17 protein-coding genes are annotated in these 22,217 nt (G+C 40.1%); 5 read left to right on the top strand and 12 right to left on the bottom strand.

Annotated features, from left to right (window positions below; all coding sequences use genetic code 11):
• Positions 1-57: 57 nt before the first annotated feature.
• Complete coding sequence (locus tag AC1EU0_RS07255) at positions 58-1,887, bottom strand: DUF885 domain-containing protein (protein ID WP_480301594.1); 1,830 nt, start codon at positions 1,885-1,887, stop codon at positions 58-60.
• A gap of 108 nt (positions 1,888-1,995) precedes the next feature.
• Between AC1EU0_RS07255 and AC1EU0_RS07260 the strand changes: the two genes are divergently transcribed.
• Positions 1,996-2,505, top strand: a complete 510-nt coding sequence (locus AC1EU0_RS07260; RefSeq protein ID WP_480301596.1) for a nucleotidyl cyclase domain-containing protein — start codon at positions 1,996-1,998, stop codon at positions 2,503-2,505.
• A 47-nt stretch (positions 2,506-2,552) separates the two neighbouring features.
• On the opposite strand, the gene AC1EU0_RS07265 is transcribed toward AC1EU0_RS07260, so the two are convergent.
• The 9 genes from AC1EU0_RS07265 to AC1EU0_RS07305 form a co-directional block, all read right to left on the bottom strand.
• The gene (locus AC1EU0_RS07265) at positions 2,553-3,797 is read right to left on the bottom strand and encodes a tetratricopeptide repeat protein (RefSeq protein ID WP_480301598.1); all 1,245 of its coding nucleotides are present in this window, start codon (positions 3,795-3,797) and stop codon (positions 2,553-2,555) included.
• Positions 3,798-3,801: 4 nt separating this feature from the next.
• Positions 3,802-4,416 carry an energy transducer TonB gene (locus AC1EU0_RS07270; protein ID WP_480301599.1) on the bottom strand — a complete coding sequence of 205 codons (615 nt, stop codon included), beginning with the start codon at positions 4,414-4,416 and terminating at the stop codon, positions 3,802-3,804.
• A 1-nt stretch (position 4,417) separates the two neighbouring features.
• Positions 4,418-4,822, bottom strand: a complete 405-nt coding sequence (locus AC1EU0_RS07275; protein ID WP_121838358.1) for an ExbD/TolR family protein — start codon at positions 4,820-4,822, stop codon at positions 4,418-4,420.
• A gap of 13 nt (positions 4,823-4,835) precedes the next feature.
• Complete coding sequence (locus AC1EU0_RS07280; protein WP_480301601.1) at positions 4,836-5,363, bottom strand: MotA/TolQ/ExbB proton channel family protein; 528 nt, start codon at positions 5,361-5,363, stop codon at positions 4,836-4,838.
• Positions 5,363-6,718, bottom strand: coding sequence for a MotA/TolQ/ExbB proton channel family protein (locus AC1EU0_RS07285; RefSeq protein ID WP_480301603.1), 1,356 nt, complete (start codon positions 6,716-6,718; stop codon positions 5,363-5,365). The genes AC1EU0_RS07280 and AC1EU0_RS07285 overlap by 1 nt, the downstream gene beginning before the upstream one ends.
• A complete protein-coding gene (locus AC1EU0_RS07290; RefSeq protein WP_480301605.1) occupies positions 6,718-7,500 on the bottom strand; it encodes a DUF3450 domain-containing protein in 783 nt (260 codons plus the stop codon). The genes AC1EU0_RS07285 and AC1EU0_RS07290 overlap by 1 nt, the downstream gene beginning before the upstream one ends.
• 338 nt (positions 7,501-7,838) lie before the next feature.
• Positions 7,839-10,694 carry a TonB-dependent receptor domain-containing protein gene (locus AC1EU0_RS07295; RefSeq protein WP_480301607.1) on the bottom strand — a complete coding sequence of 952 codons (2,856 nt, stop codon included), beginning with the start codon at positions 10,692-10,694 and terminating at the stop codon, positions 7,839-7,841.
• Between the two features lie 347 nt (positions 10,695-11,041).
• Positions 11,042-12,217 (bottom strand): porin, encoded by a 1,176-nt coding sequence (locus AC1EU0_RS07300; RefSeq protein WP_480301608.1) that lies wholly within the window; start codon positions 12,215-12,217, stop codon positions 11,042-11,044.
• A gap of 187 nt (positions 12,218-12,404) precedes the next feature.
• Positions 12,405-14,756, bottom strand: coding sequence for a DNA polymerase II (locus tag AC1EU0_RS07305; RefSeq protein ID WP_480301609.1), 2,352 nt, complete (start codon positions 14,754-14,756; stop codon positions 12,405-12,407).
• 421 nt (positions 14,757-15,177) lie between these two features.
• Between AC1EU0_RS07305 and dinG the strand changes: the two genes are divergently transcribed.
• Genes dinG through AC1EU0_RS07325 form a run of 4 tightly spaced genes read left to right on the top strand, consistent with a single transcriptional unit; the run spans position 15,178 to position 19,601 of the window.
• Positions 15,178-17,250, top strand: coding sequence for an ATP-dependent DNA helicase DinG (gene dinG, locus AC1EU0_RS07310; protein ID WP_480301611.1), 2,073 nt, complete (start codon positions 15,178-15,180; stop codon positions 17,248-17,250).
• Positions 17,251-18,018 (top strand): sulfite exporter TauE/SafE family protein, encoded by a 768-nt coding sequence (locus AC1EU0_RS07315; protein ID WP_480301612.1) that lies wholly within the window; start codon positions 17,251-17,253, stop codon positions 18,016-18,018.
• Positions 18,015-18,677: a primosomal replication protein gene (locus AC1EU0_RS07320; RefSeq protein WP_480301614.1), complete on the top strand. Its 663-nt coding sequence runs from the start codon at positions 18,015-18,017 to the stop codon at positions 18,675-18,677. Before AC1EU0_RS07315 ends, AC1EU0_RS07320 begins: the two co-directional genes overlap by 4 nt.
• Before the next feature lie 9 nt (positions 18,678-18,686).
• Entirely contained in the window at positions 18,687-19,601 is a 915-nt protein-coding gene (locus AC1EU0_RS07325) for a histone deacetylase family protein (RefSeq protein ID WP_480301616.1), read from the top strand.
• A 16-nt stretch (positions 19,602-19,617) separates the two neighbouring features.
• Here the strand turns inward: AC1EU0_RS07325 and AC1EU0_RS07330 are convergent, their stop codons facing one another.
• The gene (locus AC1EU0_RS07330; RefSeq protein ID WP_480301617.1) at positions 19,618-19,980 is read right to left on the bottom strand and encodes a hypothetical protein; all 363 of its coding nucleotides are present in this window, start codon (positions 19,978-19,980) and stop codon (positions 19,618-19,620) included.
• A 27-nt stretch (positions 19,981-20,007) separates the two neighbouring features.
• Positions 20,008-22,161 (bottom strand): hypothetical protein, encoded by a 2,154-nt coding sequence (locus tag AC1EU0_RS07335; RefSeq protein WP_480301619.1) that lies wholly within the window; start codon positions 22,159-22,161, stop codon positions 20,008-20,010.
• Positions 22,162-22,217 lie beyond the last annotated feature (56 nt).

The following is a 22,217-nucleotide window of genomic DNA, read 5'->3' on the forward strand; positions in this document are numbered from 1 at the left end:
TTCCTCTGACTAAAAAGGCGACTTCATTGTCGCCTTGAGGTAACCAAATTACATAAGTTATTGATTAGATGCAATCCAGCTATCAATTTTGTCTTCCATTACCGCCATCGGCAGTGAACCTGTCGTCAAAACTTGATCGTGGAAAGCCTTAATATCAAATTTATTACCTAATGCATTTTCTGCTCGTTCACGAAGCTCTATGATTTTTAGCTGACCAATTTTATACGATAATGCCTGCCCCGGAATGGCCATATAACGCTCAACTTCAGCGGTAATGTCAGATTCAGCCATTGGCGAGTTATCTTTCATGTATTGAATTGCTTGTTCACGACTCCAGCCTTTAGCATGCAGACCAGTATCAACAACTAGGCGCATAGCACGTAGCATTTCATCAGAAAGCTTACCAAAATATTGGTATGGATCTTTAAACAAGCCCATTTCCATACCTAAGTATTCTGCATAAAGCGCCCAACCTTCTTCAAAAGCTGTATACCCACTAAAGCGTTGGAACTGTGGCACACCTTTAAGTTCTTGCTTAATGGCTATTTGGAAGTGATGCCCTGGAGCCGCTTCGTGAAGTGATAATGTAGTCATACCCCACTTAGGCTGAGCCTTTAAATTATAGGTATTGATGTAGAAAATCCCTGGACGAGAACCATCGACAGCAGGAGATTGATAAGATGCCCCAGCAGCAGATTGCTCGCGGAACGCTTCTACTGGCTTAACAATGTAATCCGCCTCTGGCATTACATTGAAATATTTAGGCAGCTCTTTGTTAATACTGTCTTTAAGTCCCATGTAACCATCAACTAGGTCTTGGCGCTCTGCAAAGAAGTATTTAGGATCTGACGATAGGTGCGCAAAAAATGCTTTTAAATCACCTTTAAAGCCAACTTGCTCACGAACTTTATCCATTTCAGATAAAATACGAGCCACTTCTGATAATCCAATTTCATGAATTTCATCAACGGGCATTTTGGTGGTTGTGTGCTGGTTAGCTAAATGTTGATACCAAGCTTTACCATTAGGCAATCCCCACCAACCATCAGTCGCACGTGTTTTAGGGATATAGGTATCTTTAAAATAGTCTTTTAATGAAGCTAAAGCTGGAACCAACTTTTCAGCAATCATTTTTTTATAAGACGCCGTTAACTCAGCTTTCTGTGAGTCGGTAAAATTTTCAGGAATGTTTTTGATTGGCGAAAAAAAGATACTGTCTTCAGGCTTGGCAACAATATGAGCTTGAAGCTGTGGCACTATTTTTTCAGCTAAAACTCGTGGAAGTACGACTTTACTCTCAATGCCTTGGTTCATACGCTTTTGAGCTTGTTGAGTCCACTCAATAAATCCATCAAGACGAGACAACCAATTTTGATAATCTTCAACTGTTTTGAACGGTTGAGCGCTTTCGCCTGTTCCCAACTGAACCATAGTGATAACGGTGTTATAAAACTGATTCATCGGTAACCAACGCGACGGATAGGTTTCTGAAATCAATTCCATATTGCGGTCATAACCAAATAAGTCGTAACTGAATTGAAGATTTGTCGGTAAGCTATCACGGTCAATCTTTTTAAGCTTGTCTAAATAACCTTGGTTTAGGTCATGTCGTGCTTTTAAATATTCTTCGGTTAAATCGCTACCAAATTCATCGTTATAATCATTATTTCCAACAAAAGTAGCCATTAACGGGTTTAACTTAAGTTGATCTTTAAAGTAATTGTCGACCAGATCAAGATAAACCTTTTCAGCTGGTTGTTGCTTACTAGCAACAGCCGATGAAGCTTGCTTTTTGGATGTCACTTGAGTTTCTTGTACGTCATTATCCTGACAGGCAGACAAAGTTAACACTGAACTTATCGCCATAAAAAGAAGAGACTTTTTCATTTTTATTTCCCTAAATTTAGTTTGTTTTTTGAAATCATCATCTCAAGTGATATTTCAAAATTGTCATCTATACTTGATGCTATTGCGTGAATGCTTTTAGGAGAAAGCATGTTGTATTCATGGCGGAAACCCAGTTTCATGGACCAAGAAACTGGCGTCTATAACCAAGCCTACTTTATTGAAGCTTTTAACCGAGAATGGCAAAAACATCTATCACAACAAAAAGGATTGGCCTTATTGTATCTATGTCCAAACATGGATGAAACAAGCAATCCAAATTCAGTACTTAAAATTCTTTCCGTCAAACTGCAAAGTAGCTTTATAAGAAGCAATGATTTACTGGCTAGAAGTGAAAAGGGTTATTTTACGGTTGGGCTATTCGATTTAGATACTGATGGATTACAAGCCGTGCTAGAAAGAGTATATGTAGCCATTACAGAAGTTAAACAAGACTCTCAAGCGCGGTTTAACCAGAGGTTTGATTGTAGAGTGATTGCAGGCCATTGCACACCTACTACCAACAAGCAATCAGATGGCTTAATAGAACAAGTTGAACGAGCAATAAAATCACCACCAGAAAACATACGAAAACCTGAAGAAGTGATTTATTGGGAATAAAAAAAACACCTCCAATCGGAGGTGTTTTTGTTTATAAGAATAAGAAATTAAAGGGTAACTTTATTGATACGCGCTTTTTCTCTTATGTACTTTTCAAAAGACGTCGCGTGTTTCTTAGTCTTCTTGTCTTTCTTAGCAAGCAAGATATTCTTAAGCGATGATTTGTATTGCTTAAGATTCAAGTAAGAAAGAGAAAGCTCGTAATACGCTTCACCAGGATTACTTAGTCCAGCTTTGATAGCATTGTTATAAGCTTTGATAGAAGCTGAATAACGTTGAATGCTAGACAACATTCTACCTTGCTTTAAATAAAGCTTAGCGTCGTTATCAGTTGCAGCTGCTTGACCAAAGTATTCGGCCGCATTCTTCATGTCTTTTGCACTTTGGAATAAACCGGCAATGACACGAAGTGAACTTTTATCCTTTTTAACATCACCGGCTTTCAAATGCTTTTCAAGCAACTTAGCACCGTGATAAGGACCGCCATAACGAGCTTGCAATTGTGCTAAACGAGTAATACCCGAACCAGCTGTTAAGAAACCTGCTTTATACGTTAAGTCATAAGTATAAAGGGCTTTCTTGTATTGCTCAGTTGCTAGATAAAATTGAGATAGCTGACGCCAGAATGAACCTTCACCAGGGAAAATCTCAACCGCCGTTTCAAGAACTTTTACTGCGTTTTTTAACTCTTTCTTGTTGTAGTAAGCGTTAACTTTAACGTTATAAAAATCTTTCTTCGGCTTCTTAGCGTGCTTGATAGCAAGATCAGCATACTTGATTGCATTATCCCAATCTTTAACTTGAGAATATGAAGCCGCTAACAAACGGAAAACGTCTTCATCTTGCTTACAAGTAAAGTCCAACCATTTTTTAAAGTAAGTAATACCTACTTGGAATTTTTCAGATTGAACCGCCAAAATACCAACTAGCTTCAGCGTATCAGCATGCTCTGTACCACCTAAGACATTTAAATCAGCCGCTTGTTTCAGCTGTGTAAATGCTTTGTCTAGTTGGTTCTTTTCTGCATAAAAGTTACCCAACATACGAGCAACTGACGCTTTATCAAAATCTTTCTTCGCTGACGCTTCAAGCAAAGTTGCTAAAGCTTCATCGATGTTGCCTTCAGTATAGGCTTTGTAAGATCGTTGGATCTTTTTACCTACACTTTGACCAACTGCTTGGTTTTTACGTTTTTCGATTGGGCATTTGTCAGCAGCAACAGCCGATGTTGCTACAGTTAAAGCACCAAAAGAAAGCATAATAGCAGCTGCAAATTTATTTAACTTTGCCATGTTATTATCCTTTATCTAACGTAAAGTCCAAACGGATTTTCATACCAGTACGTTTTTGAGGTTTCCCATCAACGATTTGTGGTTTGTATTTCCATTTTCTCAAAGTACGACGCGCCGCTTTGTTGAAGATACGCTTAGGTTTTGCTTCAAGAACTTTAATGTCCTCGATTCCACCAACGGTGTTGATAGAAAAACCTAATACAACATAACCTTCTTTACCGTCACGAGCCGCTTGAGGTGGATACTCTAGTGCTGTACGTACAATTGGAGTAACGTCACCGTCACGAGTCATCATGTTGCCAAGTTTAAAGCCACCACGAGAAGCGCTTGTAGAAACACCATTCGGGTTAAAACTTAAACTTGTATCAATGCTACTAGACGTATCTGGCGGTGGTAACTCAGGCTTAGGTGGTTGCTCCGGTGGTGTTGGTGGCTTAGGTTTAACCCTAGGCTTATCCTGTACCTGAGAGTCCTGCCTCTCCATGCTTATCTGAATCTGTGGTGATTCAGTTTTCTCAGCGTGGCGGCCTGCGCCGCCACCTACCAAGAATGCCATGAAGACAAACAGGCCAAAGGTAACAGCACCACCAATAATGATAGATACTATTCCTCGGAACATATTAATCCTTCCCTGCTGATACAAACACTTTGTCTACACCGGCTTTCTTCACGCTATCAAGGATTTTAACCACGATACCATGTTCAGCTAGCTTATCGGCTTCAATCATTACCGCAGCATCTGGTGTTTCTGCCAACATACGTTCAACGTTTGCTGTTACACGTTCAATATCTACGTTACGGTTTTCCATCTTGATCACACCTGTCTTACTTACACCAATGAAGATGTTAGAAGAAGGCTGACTTGGAGCCGTACTTGCTTCAGGTTTTTCGTAATCAAGACCAGATGGCTTGATGAACGACGTTGTCACGATGAAGAAAATAAGCATGATGAATACGATATCCAACATTGGAGTCATATCGATCTGTGCTTCATCCTCTACGCCGGAATGCTTTTTACGTGCCATATTCAATCTCTCTCTAGTGGTGTGGCAAGCTATCTTTTAGCTTCTCAATGCTGATTTTCATTTTTGCGTCTAAACGAGTACTAAAGAATACTCCAGATAACGCTGCGACCATTCCCGCCATTGTCGGCATGGTTGCCATTGAAATACCAGCTGCCATCATACGAGCGTTACCCGTACCATGAACTGCCATCACTTCGAACACTTGAATCATACCTGTTACTGTACCTAGTAGACCAATCATTGGACATACCGCTACCAGTGTCTTGATGATAAGCATTCCCGCATTTAACTCTTGTTTGGCTTGGGATACCCAAGCTTCACGTATACGGTGTGCGTACCAAGAGGTTGAATCCTCTCTTGCATCCCATGCAGCGATGATCTTTTTGTGCTTAGCTGGTGAAACCCAGTTTAGGAACCAGTAGCGCTCAAGCATCAACACCCACATAAGAAATAGTACGCCCGCAACCAGCCAGAGGACGTCGCCTCCAGCGGCCATGAAGCCCCTGACGGAATCCCAAATGTCCATCAGGAATAGCATCATTATTGAGCCCTCTTCTCAGCGTGCTCTGCAACTAGGCCAGCACTTTGCTCTTCTAGAACTTGTACTACAGACTTGCTCTTTGCGCTAACAATAGCGTGTAGAAGCATTAGAGGTAGTGCAGCAATCAGACCTTGTACAGTCGTGATAAGAGCCATTGAGATACCACCAGCCATTAGCTTAGGATCACCTGTACCGAACAACTGAATGCTTTGGAAGGTTGCAATCATACCCGTTACTGTACCAAGTAGACCCATCATAGGTGCAATAGCAGCGAATACTTTGATGATTGAGATACCACTTTCTAGAGAAGGAGTTTCTTTTAGGATAGCTTCATCAAGTTTCAGCTCAAGAGTTTCAACATCACCAGTCTTGTTCGCTTGATAAGCTTGAAGTACACGACCTAGAGGGTTGTTACCTGGGTTGTTAATGTCTTTACGCTGAGCGTTAACTTTGGCGCCAGTAGCATACAAAGTTACTAGTTTGAATAGTGCGATCAGTGCACCTACAACTAGAATACCGATAATGATGTAACCAATTGGGCCACCAGCTTCGATACGCTCTTCTAAAGTAGCTTTACCAGTGAATACTTTAAGTAGGTTACCACGAGCTGGATCAACGAATAGTTTAGTGTAACCAGAAGTAGAACCAAGGAAGTCTTCTACGCTTGATACTTGCTGACCACCAGGCTGTTGAGCTAGGTCTTGGATAATGTTTAGAGTATCGTTGTAAACCACATACTGGTTATCAGCTAACAGGTTAAATGGACCAACGCGAGTTACTTTAGTGTTAGTAACTTCACCGTTAAGGCCTGTTACGTCAGCGTTGAAGCTAACAACTTTACCTTGCTGGACCATTTCAAATAGCTGATCTTCCCAGAACTTTTCTAGCTCATTGATTTTTGGAAGCTGCTTACGCGCACCTAAATCAGCAACAAACTTGTCACGACCTGGATATTGAGCAGAAATGTTTGAAGAGGCTAGTTTACCAGCGAAATCACCTGCTTCACCTTTAACAACACCGAACATTTCACCTAAGTCACCTTGAGCAGCTACTAAGTCAGCTTCAAGTTGAGCAATACGGCGCTCGTTGTCTAGGAAACGTTGTTGAAGGTCTTTACCACGTTGTTTTTCGTTAGCTAAAGCACGCTTTTCTTTCTTTAGTAGTGAAGCTTTATCTGCACGCTCCGCACGGAACTCCGCTTCACGTTTTTTATCAACTTTACCTTTAGCTGCGCGATCAGATTGAACCTGCTTTAAAAGTTGATCTACAGACTTAGGTGCGTCAGCCGCACTTACCATGCCTGCCGTTAAAGATAAACTAGCGGCAATCAGTGCAGAAGTAATTAACTTTTTCATTATTTAGCGGCCTCCGCAGCTGGAATTGGAAGAGCGAACATATCAGGTGCAGCTTGACCACGTGCCTGACGAATAGCTTTAGTGATGTTACGTAGGTAACCATCATCTAACTCATCCCAAGACTTAGTTTCTTTGTTGTAAACCCAAGCATTTTTTTGGTCAACGCTCTGTGCAACTAGAGAAACACGACCGAATTGTAGGAAGTCTACCAATACTTCACTACTACCTAGTTTTAGCTTACCTTCATAAGCACTTGTAGTAGTACCGTACTCGCGTTCGATGCTGTATGCGTCAAGTATAAGACGGTATTTTTCAGCAAGCGTTACTTCTGCAGAGTCAAGAAGATCTTTAAGACGTTGAACTCGTTCAGTACGAGTTTCAACTTTGAACGGAAGGTCTAACTTTACGAATTTGTCTAGCGCATCTACCATCTTAAACATAAGTGGTACTACACCTTGACGAAGTGCATCAACACCGTCGATGTCACTTTGAATTGCTGCCATAGTGGTTTCTTGGTCAGCGACTAGTTTAGCAACGTAATCGTTGTAGTCTTTTAGCGTTTCACGCTCACCCGCAACAGAGTCATACTGGATAAGCAGATCTTGTGCCTGATCAAAATACTTATCAACTTTCTTCTGAGAAGCCGCAGCAGAAGTATGAATTTTACCGTCTGCTTTCTGGACATCGCTCAGAGGATTTGCAACTACCAGGTTGCTGCTTGCAATCGCTAGTACACCGACTAACGCTGAAGCAATTTTAGTTCTCTTGCTTACCTTGGACATAGTTCCCAACCAATTTTTGTTAATTAAAAAGTGTTAACCTACTGATATTGCAGAGTGTTTGTTTTAATACTTCATGCAATCACGTAAGTACATCTTTCTATTGTGATTGTTTTTATTTTCCCTTTTTCTATACCCTTAGGCATAGACCCGAAGGCATAATTCCATAAAAGGTTGACGAGTGTCAATAGTTCTTAAACTCAGAGGTGGGAATTAAGTAATATAATTGTTTTTGTTAACATACTGACAACATTAAGCCGTCATTAACTTAGGAAAAGCATAAAAAAACCGAGTCAAAATGACTCGGTTTTTTTAACTTAAGGCTTTAAATTAAAACCGGATTAGAACTGCTGTCTATAGTTAAGGAACCATTCACCACCTGGAATATCATGAGCACTATAGAATGAGTTAGCAAATGGATTCAATGCAACTGGCGGCTCTTTACGGAATAAGTTACGAGTACCAGCTCGAACTGTAGCATCCCATGGAAGCGCGTAGCTAGCCGACAAGTCATGATAAGTCACACTACCGATGTGATTGAAACCATTTTTGTACTCATCATTTGCAAGACTACGTTGGTTACAAATATCACGAGTTACACGTCCATCAGCAACTTCTGCAGCGGTTACATCACAAGACTCAGTTAAATCACTTAGATGGCGCATTGTCCAAGTAACTGTTAAGTCATCATAAGTCCATGTTGTAGTTGCTGTTCCACGTAGTCTAAAGATATCAGAATCAATTGCTCCAACTTGATTTTCTGCTTCTTTTAGTGATTCATCTGTGCCAGCACGTTTATATGAATCAGTGTAGCTACCATTAAGTTTGAATTTGAACTCACCCATGCCATCAGTTTCGAAACCATAGATGATGTTGAAGTCATAACCATCAGTTTCAAGCTTAGCTAAGTTAAACTGTGAAGTACGAACCGTAGAAATACTACCATCTGACTTGCGCTCAACAAAACCACAGAATGCTTGCTCACCTTGTTTGAAACAGCGATTTAAAACTGATTGCGCCCCAACAGTTGACAATGCATCTTGAAGTTGAATATTCCAGTAATCAACAGTAACTTCAAGCCCTTCGACAAAACTAGGATTAAATACTAAACCAACAGTTTTAGTTGTTCCCTCTTCAGGTTTAAGGAATGGGTTACCACCGTTCAAAGAACGAAGCTGAGTCGTTGGTTGCTCCCAACCTCCTGCTGGCACACCTGCAGCAATACATCTTGCTTGGGTTGCAGAATTTTGGCTTGCCCACTCGTCATTGTTACAAGGGTCTTTCGCATTAGGGAATCCCTCACCACCTCCAGCGAATAAGTTATTAACTGAAGGAGCACGGAAAGTATCCGAGTAGTTACCACGTAACATTAAGTCATCATAAATACGCCATGTTAGACCATATTTGAAACTTGTATTATCAAAATCAGACTCAACGAATCTTGGACCGACTGTACCACTGTTTGTAAATTCAGAACGACGACCAGCTACCGTTAACTCTAAGTGCTTAACAGCTGGCAAATCTGAAACAATTGGTGCTACCAACTCAAAGTACATTTCATTTGCAGTTTGCTCACCATTCGTTGACTCACGGAAGTTTGTTGAACTTAAACCAGAAGCAATCAGCGCATCAGGCGAATCAGAAAACGTGTTAGAACGTCTTTCATAACCAACCGCAGCACCTAACCAACCTGCTGGCAACTCAAGCACTTCACCAGAAAGGTTAGCAGTAAAGTTCGTTACGCCTGTTTCAACATTTGACACGAAGCTATAACCAATATAGTCGGCCATTTCTTTAGTAAAACCAGTCTCACCATTAAATACGTTTAGCGGTACACAACCAGCAATTACATTATCTTTAGTACCACACTTTGCAATACCGTTTTCGATGAATGATGGTCCCACTGCTTTACGTAAGTTCGCAAGGTTTACATAATTTTCACCACGAGATGTACGGGTTGATTCACCGCGAGAGTATGCTACATCCCAAGAGAATGAACGATCCGCTAGCTCAAATTCGCCTTGGAATCCACCATTTACAAAATAGGTATCGTAGTTTTGGATATTTGTGCGAGGACCGATTGGTAATGTACGGAAACCCCAAGAATTCAAATCTTCGCCAAATGGGTTATATACACTGTCTTTACTAAATGGGATTTCCCACTGAGGACCAGAGAAACCGGCTACAATAGGTACAGCTGCAATTTGCGTTACAGACTTACGTTGGTTAAAAGTACCCATAAAGAAAGCTTGAATATCATCAGTCAGCTCATGTGTCGCTTTTGTAAAAATATTTAAACGATCAGAAGGTGAGAAAAGATAGTTAGTAGGGGCATAGTTATATCTGTGCTTACCGTTTTTAAAGTCAAATGCTTCAAAATCGTCTTTCGTTCTTAAACCTTGCCCTTCTTTTGCTGGGTCTAAAGTTCTAAAGCCATCTTCAGTTCGGAAAATACCAAACAAACCAAATGCACTACCTTTAGACTTAGGCGTGAAAGCACGAGGGTACTTCGATAGTTCACGGTCCCCAGCAAAAATAGGGTCTTGTTCCGTTTTATTAACATTCAAGAATAACGAAGTTTTCTCTGTGGTCGTGCCGAGAGCGAAACCAAAATCTTTGCGCTTTCCATCACCTTTAAAATTGCCACCCGTACCGACTTGAACTGAAGCACCTTCAAAGCCACTTTTAGTGATGATATTAATTACACCAGCAATAGCATCGGTACCATAAACAGCAGACGCGCCATCAGCAAGAATATCGATACGCTCTACAATTGACACTGGAATTTGTGAGATATCAACTTGACCACCACCAAGAGCAAGGAAACGCTTACCATCGACAAGAGTCAATGTACGCTGTGAGCCCATATTTCTAAATGAAATGGTTTGAGAGCCATCATTTGCGTTAGTGTTGTTTGTTAATTGTGATAAACCAGACAAATCCGCCTGTGGAGCGTTAGCTAGGAACTCACCAATATTTGATACACCGGAAGCAACGATATCTTCACTTGTAAAGACTGTAACTGGGTTAGATTTCTCTAGGTCTGCACGTTTAATGCGTGAACCTGTTACTTCAATACGCTCAACTTTTGCGCCTTCTTCCTCAGCAACTACTGCTGTAGAAGTAAGTGCCGCAGTAGCAGCACCGCCAATCAGTGCGAATTTCACTGATTTAGCTAATAAATTGTTTTTAAGCATTGTTTATCTCCCTGGACATTTTATGTCTTTATAGTTTTCTACCTTTTTTGAATTGCTTCACATTCGGTAGTTCACTCAACTTAAAACTGCAACTTACGTCACATAAATTTGTTGAATAAGGCAATAAAATCACATTTGAAACATTTAAGCAACATTATTGGCTAAAATATTTCAGGTTTGAAACAAAATGTTTTTCATTGTATTCGAGAAGATAAATAACGGTGATAATCAAGATATGATTATAAGATTGTATTTATTGAATTTTTACTTAAATCCAAGCCTAAAATAGAAAAGCTGGAAGGTGATTCCAGCTTTTTGAGATTTTGTTATGCTTATTTTACAAGTTATCAAAAACTATACTTAATACCAACCCCAACCCCATCATCATCTGATGCAGTCATTGCTGTTTGGTGTGAACCTTTAAAGTCACTCTTATCAATCCGACCTTCTAGGTAAACTAATGTTTGAGGGTCTATTTGATATTGTAAACTTCCGATGACATTGGCACGTTTGAAGGTGTCACCGTCATAGGCTTGTTTATAATCATCTCCTGCATTTAATACATCGTACTGAACATAAAAACGTAGGCCGTTATCCATTAAATACGATGCTGCGGCTTCAACACCTTTTGAGCTTGGGATCATGCGCCCGATGTTATCAACATCATGGAATGTCGTTTGATTATAATTTGCGGCGGCATAGAAACCTGGAGTAGTCCAGTCACCGAATACTATTCCGCCACCATAGATTTTATCTGCATCATTTGGTTTCTTGATATTGGTGATTGCGCCATAATCAATATCGAATTTTCCTCGGTTATAGCCTGCTGTTACAGTCACTTGTGGAACCACTTGATAGCGTAAGCCAATCCCGTAGGTATTTTTGTAGGTTATTTCCGCAGGTAAAGCATGAGTAGGAAATGGCGAATCTTCAGAAGTAGGGTCAATGCTGAAAGAGTTTTCTTTAACTTGAGCTTGAATCGCAATGCTAAGATTACCAAAGGTATTTCGATACTGAATGGTTTGATCACTGCGGCCAACACCATTTACACCACCATCACCTTTATAAGTTAACGCTCCTGCTGCTAATCCATCCCAAATAGCACCGTTGTCAGTATCTTTAACGACATCCCACCATGCACCATACATTTTACCGATAGCTAAGCTACCGTACACCGGGTGAGATATACCGACAAAACCTAAACGATTGTAGAAAAAATCACTTTCTTGATCTGAAACTAAAGCATCATTGTTGACCTTAAGTTCAGGTTGGCCAGCTAGGTTAACGCCCCATTCGTATGAGCCGAAGACATTCCAATTATTTTGCAACTTGTGTGCGAAATCGAGATGAACTTTACTACCACCATTAATAACTTCAGTTTTGCTGTTAGTGTTTACGACTGCGGCGCCTATTGCTCCAGAGCCTGTAATTGATGTATTGCCGTTATCATATAACTGAGCAGCAAATACAACAGGCGATAGCATTAAACCCGCTACAGCAGTTGCCAATAAGGATTTTTTCATATGTTGTGACCTATACAGTTAAATGTTTCGCTCTTATATCAAAAGCATATAGGCTCACCAAGTTATTGAAATTAAACTTTATTAATTTAAATGACGCATTATGCGGTATATATAAACCACCATTTTCATTAATTTATGTTTGGCTAAGTACAGTACTATTGCCTAAAGGCCTAAGTTAAGGAAAGATTCAAATCAAGCTTAATTGATTACTTAACACTTGCCCCAAACTTTCGCTTGTTACTGCAAAAATGGGCTCTGCAATCGGTTTGATTTGTTTTTCAATGTAGTAATCATAATCGATAGGTGCAGTCTTATGATGTATTGATTCTGAGCCTGATAATGTATTGATGTATTCGATTTTACAGCCACGTTTACTGTATTTCTCATCTCCAGTTAACGCTAGCAGTTGCTGGGCTACTTTTACATGAGGCGATGATTTAGCAGTGTAATCCACCAGAGGCCGAGTCAGTTTTCTCTTAAAAATTAGCTCGTTATCTAGCTCACCTGTTTTCAACTTTACTAATTGGTCACTCAAATATTGACTCAATGGCTTTCTAGTGAATAGTCGTTCAAACAATTCGAATTGAATTCTTCTTGCGACTTTAGTCCAATCGTGCCTGACGTTTTCCATGCCTTTAAACGACAGCGTAAGTTGCTTATTTTTATCTCTATATTGCCCCACATATCGCTTTTTACTTCCTTGCTCTGAACCTCGTAATGTCGGCATGAAAAATTGTTCATAATGTTTTTCGAACTCAAGCACTAAAAAACTGTCAAGTTCGTATTCTTTCTGTAGTATTTTCTTCCACTTATGGTTTATGTTTTTTACTAAATCATTCCCTATCGCTGCAAAGTTAGCGTTAATATCTTCAATCCAGACAAATGTAGAGTCGGTGTCCCCGTATATCACCTTGTAACCTAGCTCTTCTATCCACACTTTTGTTTGCTTCATAATCTCATGACCACGCATGGTGATTGAGCTTGCTAATTTTGCATCATGGAAAACACAGCCAGTCGAGCCAAGCACCCCATACATTGAGTTCATGATAATTTTGATGGCTTGAGATAGTGGTTGATTCTGCTCTTTTTTGGCTAAATCACGTTGCGCATCAAGGTTGGCAATTAGACTCGGTAGAATGGAGTTATGTCGATGAAATTCGGCTCCTAAAAAACCTGACACTTTATCTTTCGGTTCAGCCTGCAGCCCTTCAATCAATCCTTTGGGATCGATTAAGAAAGTGCGAATAATGGATGGATATAAGCTTTTAAAGTCCAAAACCAGCACATTTTTATATAAACCAGGAACTGAATCCATCACATATCCGCCGGGGCTCTCTAAGCCCTGACTTGCTGGAAACTGAGGTGCAACATAACCGTTACGATGTAAGTGAGGGAGATACAAATTATTAAATGCAGCAACAGATGCCCCAACTCGACCAAGCTCTAAGCCTGTTAACTCACTTCGGGCAATAGCAAATTGCCATAGCTGAGTATTTTCGAAGATCTCCCAAACTAACCGACAATCAGTAAGGTTGTAGTGTGCCAGTGCTAACTTATCATGATGAAATAATTCAGTAATTCGGTTGCCACGATTTTTTACTTCATCTATTGCTTTGCCTTCTCCTAGCAATTGCTGAGATACAAACTCTAAAGAGAAACTATCGAATTGATAAAACGCCGCTTTTAGCCAGTCAATACCATCTAAAACGACTCTTCCGGGTAGCGACAAAGTTTCTGGGCGATGCTTATTTTCGACTTTCCAAGTTAGCAGGCTGCGATTTCGTCCTAATGTGAGAGGGATACCGTGAAGCTTAGCTCGACGATATAATAAGCTTAAGTCGAATGTCACCACAGCCCAACCAATAATGATGTCAGGGTCATGCTCAGTAAACCAATCCAATAATGCGAAGATTAACTGCCGCTCATCGTCTACAAAATGTAAATATTCTGGGCTGCCTTCAACTTCTTCCCCCACCATAAAAATGGATTGATGCGTTTCACTATAAAGTCCAACTGAATACAATTCACCATCCATTGCACATTCAAAATCCAGCGATACGCTTTTTAACTTAACGTCCGTCTTCTCTATCGCTTTCCTTGCTTTTTCAGCAATAAATCTAGCCGTATCATCATTTGAGGGTTCAAATTGACCAACAAAGTCGACATCAAATGCAATAAAGCGCTCGATAAGAAAACGATGTTCGGGCCGAATATCCGCTTCAAATAACGCAATGTTATATTCAGTTGCAATGCGCCTCAGCAAGGTCATATCTCGGCTAGACTTAACATACAGTGCACATACAGGTTGAAGTGCGAAACTTCTAAGCTCGACAGTTTGAGACTGAAAATGAACAGAAGATGCGACTTTCTTTAGTTCAAGCAAATCACTTTGATGGCAAAAGCAAACCCAATCAGCCGAAGCAACATCGACCTGAACACAGCCTTGCTCAGTTGCTATAAAGTATTCCAAAAAGTTCTGTTTATCGTGATTTTTCAATCGACGAGTTAATACTTTACCTGTGATAATTTGCTGGGGCATTTGTACGGTCACCAAAGTGCAAACCAAAAAATTCTAATAAGCATTTTGCACTAAACCTGTTAATATATACAGCTATAGCTAAATCAATATAAAATGACGCACTCAGCTGGAATTAAAAGAAATTTAGGCAAGGCAAATTGATGAGGACATAGTTGCTCTACGTTGAATCAATTTAACGCAGAATAAATTTCTTTTAAACCAGCCTGTAAGGAGCTTCTGTGGAGGCACACTTTTTTGTTACATCAATTTATAAGGTATCTACATTATTGCATTGATGCGCCTCAAATTGTGCCCCCACAGAAAGCTCTGAGAATGTCATTTTATATTGATTTAGCTATATATACTTTTCAAGTAATGGAATGTAGTTTTTAGATAAAACTGAAACTGCTGAACCAATAACGGACAATACTGCTACTTACTTATGCTCACAACCAAAATTAAAACTCGTATTCGAGCTATATACAAAGACATTGCTGCCGCGTTACCGAACTTTGTATCTCGTCGTGAGCAAAACTACATGGTAGCGGAAATATCTAAAACCCTTGCCGGCGAATATGATAAGCACCGCCGAATTGTTGTGGTTGAGGCGGGAACAGGAATAGGTAAATCCCTTTCTTATTTATTGGGCACAATCCCCCTAGCCTTAGAACAAAAAAAGAAAGTCATCATTGCAACAGCAACCGTAGCTCTGCAAGAACAACTACTTCATAAGGATATTCCATTTTTCCACCAACAAGCTGAGTTAGGCTTTAAGTTTGGCTTGGTTAAAGGGCGTCAACGTTATGTGTGTTTGTCAAAGCTAGAAATGATGATTGGCTCTGAGTCTGGTGGTCAAGTTGCGATGTGGCAGACTAAACCTGATCAGTCGCAAATCAAATTGCTTGGACAGTTATTAAAAGATTTCCATGAGGGAAAATGGAACGGTGAAATTGACACCTTAAAGCGCCCTATTCCTGATCACCTTTGGCAACAAATATCTTCTGATAAACATTCTTGTCATCGCATGCAGCCTAATCACCGACTTTGCCCGTTCCATTCGGCACGCGATGAAATGGATACATGGGATGTGCTGATCGTTAACCATAGCCTACTGTTTGCAGATCTTGAACTTGGCGGTGGCGTAATATTGCCTGATCCAGAAGATAGCTATTACGTGATTGACGAAGCACACCACTTGCCCTCTGTTGCCCGTGATTTTAGTAGTGCGCAATCTACCGTAAAAGCAACGGCCGATTGGCTAGAAAAGTTGATGAAAACGGTTTCCAAGCTACAAAATCAAATAAAAAGTGATTCCGTCATTTCACCCGCGCAAAATTTACAAGATCACATTGCTGAGATGATGTCAGGATCGAAACTTATTGCACAGTTTTTTGACACTCATTTAAAGCTGTTTAATAACCAAGAATCTCGCTGGCGATTTGAACACGGAAAAATACCTGAGCAACTCAAAATACCAGCCGAGAATTTAGCTACTGTGTCAAAATCAGCCGTTAAGCAATTTGCCAAGATACAAAGCGTTTTAAACGAAGCAATAAAAGATGGCGAAATCCCAAAGCATCAAGCCGAAGCTTTACTCACCGAAACTGGATTTATGATGCAGCGATTAGAAGGCGTGAGTAAGCTTTGGAGGGCCATGGCAAAGGAAGATTCAGCCAAAGGTGCTCCATCTGCTCGCTGGGCTGAGTTACTATCCGCTAAACAAGGTGATTACTTACTACAAGCTTCCCCTATTGAAGTCGGCTTTATGCTTGAAAACCTATTGTGGCAAAAAGCCGCTGGGGTTGTGCTATGTAGTGCAACGCTTCGCGCGTTAAATAAGTTCGATCATTTTTGTCATCAAGTTGGCTTAACCTTAAATGATGGAAGCCGCTACTTGGCTTTACAATCGCCTTTTGATTATGAAAACAATGCCACTTTGTACATTCCTAAGATGGAATGTGAACCAACTGATGATCACTTTACTCAAGAGTTAGCCAATAAAATCTTAGAACTGGTAGAAGACGAAACCGCAACTTTGGTTTTATTTGCGTCCTATTGGCAGATGGATAAAGTCAGTGAACTATTAGAATCAAAACTAAAAGTACCGCTATTGATCCAAGGTTCTTCTCCAAGACAAGAGCTTTTAAAGCAACATTTACAACGCTGTGATAACAACAAACCCAGCATTATTTTTGGTACTGGTAGTTTCTCAGAAGGGCTAGACTTACCCGGCGACTACTTAACTAATTTAATTGTCACCAAATTACCTTTTGCAGTACCAACTTCGCCTGTTGAACAAGCCCATGCTGAGTACATAAAGCTCAAAGGTGGTAACCCGTTTTTACAGTTAACCGTACCCGATGCTTCTCGAAAGCTTATTCAAAGTTGTGGTCGCCTATTAAGAAAAGAACAAGATTATGGACGTGTCACCATTCTTGACAAACGCTTATTAACCAAGCGCTATGGCAAATCACTGTTAGATGCGCTGCCACCTTTTCGTAGAGTGATTGAGTAAATGTTATTAGAAACCAGTCATTGGCTGATTTTATCTGGCGTAAGTGTTGCAGCAGGTTTTATTGATGCAGTCGTTGGTGGCGGTGGCTTGCTAACGATACCAGCTTTACTATCTGTAGGCTTACCGCCTCATGTTGCTTTAGGCACCAATAAGCTCGCCGCTTGTTTTGGCTCGTTCACATCGGCAATGACTTACTTTAAGCAGCAGTTTTTTACTCCATCACTTTGGTATCACACTGCAATTGCGACATTTATTGGTGCTGTGTGTGGGAGTTTATTAGTACTGGCCATCAATAATTATTGGCTTGAACTTATTCTGCCAGCCATCATTATCGCCGTTGCACTTTATACCTTATTCAGCCCTAATGCGATTGGTTGTAAAAACGAAGCTTCACCTAAAACTTCACCCAACAAAATCAAACAATGGCTGAGCGGTTTTTTTCTAGGAGGCTATGATGGTTTTGCTGGCCCCGGAATTGGTGCCTTTTGGACAATTACAGTATCAAGACTGTATTCACTTCCCACTTTAAATTGCTGTGGGCTTGCGAGAGCCATGACATTAGTGAGTAATATCACGGCCTTAGTAGTATTTATGCTACAGTCTGATGTAATGTACGACATTGGGCTAGCAATGGGCTTATTTATGATGCTTGGCTCATTTATAGGTGCACGTTTTGCCATTCAGTTTGGTTCCACTTTGATCAAGCCACTATTTATCAGTGTTGTCATCATCATGTCCATTCACCTAGCATGGAGCAATTGGTTGTGAATTCATTAGCTTTGATCAGCAAGTTAGCACAGCAACTAGATAAACTAGAGCAAGAAGTACTGCAACATGATGCCAGACTAGCTCAAGGCGAATGTAAGCTTTTACAAAATACCGACAGATTTAACACCCAACTTTTCTTGCAGACAGGAGCAAAACTTCAGCCCTGTATTCAACAAATTCGTTCCCAAATTCAGCAATTAGAAAAGCGTCTTCGAGTGGGTTTAAATAAAGAAACGATTGAGATAAGTTGCCAGCAAATACACGACCAATTTTCTGCGGTAAAACGTGCTCTAGCGACGACAAACATCAACCTAAAAGCAGCTCGTCAGACTAAAGCTTCATCTAGAGCTAGATATATCAATAAGCAACAAAGAGAACATCAAAACAGCGGCTTTGAGTGGATTGCCAATAATGTCATGCAAAACTCTCACAAACTGTATGATGAACTAAACAAACACCTAAACTGGGCGTCACGAATTGAACAAAAAATTCATGCGCTCAATTTACAATTGTCGACATGTTCAAGCAGAGAAAAGCTCAAATTACAGCACGAAATTTTAGAAACACAAAAGCGCTTAGGTAAGTGCCGTCAAGCCATTAGCTACATTGAAGAACGCATTGCGCTATTTGAACGACCGAATGCTAAAAAAGGTTACTAATTTTTTATTATGCTCCCCCTGATTTATCACTCTTCATATTCCGACTTGGATTTACCTAATAATCACCGTTTCCCCACCAGCAAATACAGAGATATTTATCGGCATTTGCTTGATAATAAGTTAGCAGTGCCCACGCAATTTCACTCGCCAACACCAGTAAACATTGACGATATTAAAACCATTCACTGTCCTGATTATGTCGACCAGTTATTCACAAATACTATAGATCCAAAAGCCATGAGGCGTATCGGCTTTCCTTGGAGTGAAAAACTGATGATTCGAAGTCGCCACTCTCTTGCAGGAACAGCCCTAACAGCCAAATTAGCCATTAAGCATGGCAAAGCGATACATCTTACGGGAGGTTATCATCATGCTCATTACAACTTCGGTAGTGGCTTTTGTGTGTTCAATGATTTGATTTATGCTGCCACTCAAGCCTTAACTGAGCCAAATATAGACAAAGTACTTATCTTTGATTGTGATGTACATCAAGGAGACGGCACAGCAACAATGGCGCAAGATAACGAAAAAATCATTACTTGCTCCTTGCATTGTGCAAAGAATTTTCCCGCTATAAAAGCGCAATCTAACTATGATATTGAACTTGAAAAAGGCACCTCAAGTAATGAGTATCTAACAACTGTGGAGGAAACATTAAGTTTACTTATCAGACTTCACCGGCCTGATCTTATTTTGTATGACGCTGGCGTTGATATCCATCAAAATGATGATTTGGGCTATCTGAACATTTGCGATAAAGGTATAGCCAAAAGAGATGAGTTAGTATTCACTACAGCAGGTCAACATGGCATTCCTGTAGCAGCGGTAATTGGCGGTGGCTATAGTCGAGATAAGCAAGCATTGATAAAGCGGCATTTACATCTTATTGAGCAAGCTACAAAATTGTGCGCTTCTACTTTATAAAAATGTTATTGGGGCATTATGTATGCTTTTTACCCCTCTTGGTTTTTCGATATTCTTTCAGGCTTTCGGATAAATAGCAGCTTAATTCATGTTGTGCGTTTTTAGTCATAAATTTTGTTATTGATTTATCTCGCGATATTAAGATCACTTTAAATGATTCACCTTGATTGTTCGCTTCTTCCTTTACTGCAAAAAGCATTGAATGCTTAACCGTTTTCCACGTTTTGGTTTCAAGTAACATAAACTCTATCAGCTCTGGCGAGCCTCTATCAATACAATGGCTTGCCTCATCTAAAGTTATTTGGGATAAATCATAAAACTTTTCTTTACCAACCTGATGCTTCCAGCATACAGTTCCAATTACACCAGATGTTGCCATCTTCACCCCTAAGCTAATTATTGGACTTTAAACGAGCATATTCGCATCTTGTTCAAGAGCCATGTGTTTAGGGTTCTCAAGCAGTGCCTCGACATTAACTTGCAGTCTAATGTCATTCTGAACTTCTACAGGAAGTGAATCAAATATCGTTTTTAAAACATGCGTTACCTCTGGCTCGGTACTTGATGAAACTTTACTTATTTGTAGAATAAACTGCTGTAAGAAAGCGAGATTTTCATTTGGTAATAACGCTTTTAGTTCTGAGTAATAAAACAGCAGGGCGATCTGGACATTAACCTTTATTTTTGCCACTCGTTGAATATTCTCAAGACGTGCTAAATGTGCTTTACTTGAAGCTTCAAGCTCAATTTTTGATGCCTTTTTTAAATCTCGTTCAAGCTCGTTAAGTTTTATTTGTAACTTTAACTCTTCTTTATCAAGTTTTTTTTGTTGCTCTTCAAGATCGGTGATTTCTTCAAGAATGGGTTTAGCATTATCGGTAACGTTTTCAAATTGTTTGACTTTTTCCATGACATCGCTTTGTGTAGCTGATGCACCAGAGCTGAATAAAAATCGCACCAATGTCGAGGTTTTTTTTGCCCAATTTTCAGCTTTTTTTTCTTCAACACCTATAGCCTTTAAGGACTCAAAAAAACCAAACCCAATACTGTCATCTCCAATTGGCAAAGGTTGTCCTTCTTTTTTTATCTGACGATAATTTGCAATCGCTTTGTCTAAATCCATTACTGATATAACACAATTGCCCAACATAAAAGCAACAACTGGAGTGCCTGCCCAACCAACAGTAAGAGCCGCAGCAGCACCTAAACCTAAAAATCCGCCTATTGCAAACGGCATTTTAAATGCTTTGAAACAAATATTCTTCCCCGCAAAATGAACACTCGCATCTTCTAATGCTTTATGAGCAGCTTGTACTTCCTCTTCAGCCAATTCGAGTTCTCTACCTGCATGCTCAACAAAAGGTTGACTTCCGTCCGGTTGAAAATTCAAGCTATTAGGGTCAATTCCTAGCAAGTACGTGCTTTCATCAGAATCTTCAGTTAGTTGAGGGTGTAACACTTCTAAAGTGCTCTGGCTTATTTTCAGAAGTTCAGGAAATAATTGCTGAGTATGTTTAGGAAAACTTCTCCAACAATCCATCCAAGCTTTAGCCAGCTCAAAGTCATCCCTGACCTGTAAACGTAATTCACGTACCTGAGCTTTTACATCATTCAGTATTTTTACTAATTCACTGCGGAAATTTTGTAAACTTTGTTTTTGATGCTTGTATTGAGCATATAAAGTCTCAAGGCGATTTCTGAATATTTCAGCCTCTTTCCTTTCCTTTCTAGCCACTCTTTTCAATTCTGTTAATTTTGAGATAGTGATATCAAGACCATTTATATGCTTTCCAATATATTGTTCACCCTTAGTAATTAGCGTGTTGCCTTTATCAATGATATTTTTGGCAGAAAGTAAATTAGATGGTGCGGCCCCCCCCACAATACCAGTACCTAAGCGTAAGGTTCCATTGACGACTAAAGAGGTTAAACGAGCAATGGTCTGGCGAACTTTTTCATCAGAAGTTAGACAAGCCGCAACAGGATATGTCAGATTACCAATTGCATCAGCCCCCAAAGGTAAACCTCTACCACTTGACGCGAGACGGCGCCAATTGATTAATGCACTAATACTGTCTAACGCCGCCAAGGTAAAAACCGCAGTCAGTAGCCCTGCAGCTACCATTAGTTCTATATCTCCATTCGCAAAAGCGTAATAAAACGCAACTGAGCAACCTGCAGCCACTACAATAGATTTGAGTAAGTTTAAAAAAAACTCTTTTCGTCCTAAAGCCACTTCGCCCTCTAGCACTTTCCTAGCGGCATCAATGGCTTCAAGTTCTTCTCTTTGAAGATCTGTAAATGCTTGCTCAAGCAATTCAGGTAAAGGGACTTGCTGGATATCAAATACCGCGTTTTGCCAACGTGCCCGTGCAATCTCATTGTGTGAGCGAGTCCTTTGAACAGAGCCTACAGGCAGAACTCCATGTAAAAAAGGTGTTCTTTCATTGGAATCAACCGACTGGTTACCGTTGACAGACGGGTGATCTGCGGTAACTATTTCGGCTTGAAAAGCAGTAGAAACTGGACTGACACTAACCCCTGAAGCGTCTGCTGACATACATCCTCAACAATGCCAATATACAACGACTTGTAGGATATATTCTTGATAAATTT

Source organism: Parashewanella sp. 2210YD4-3, from assembly GCF_056591735.1.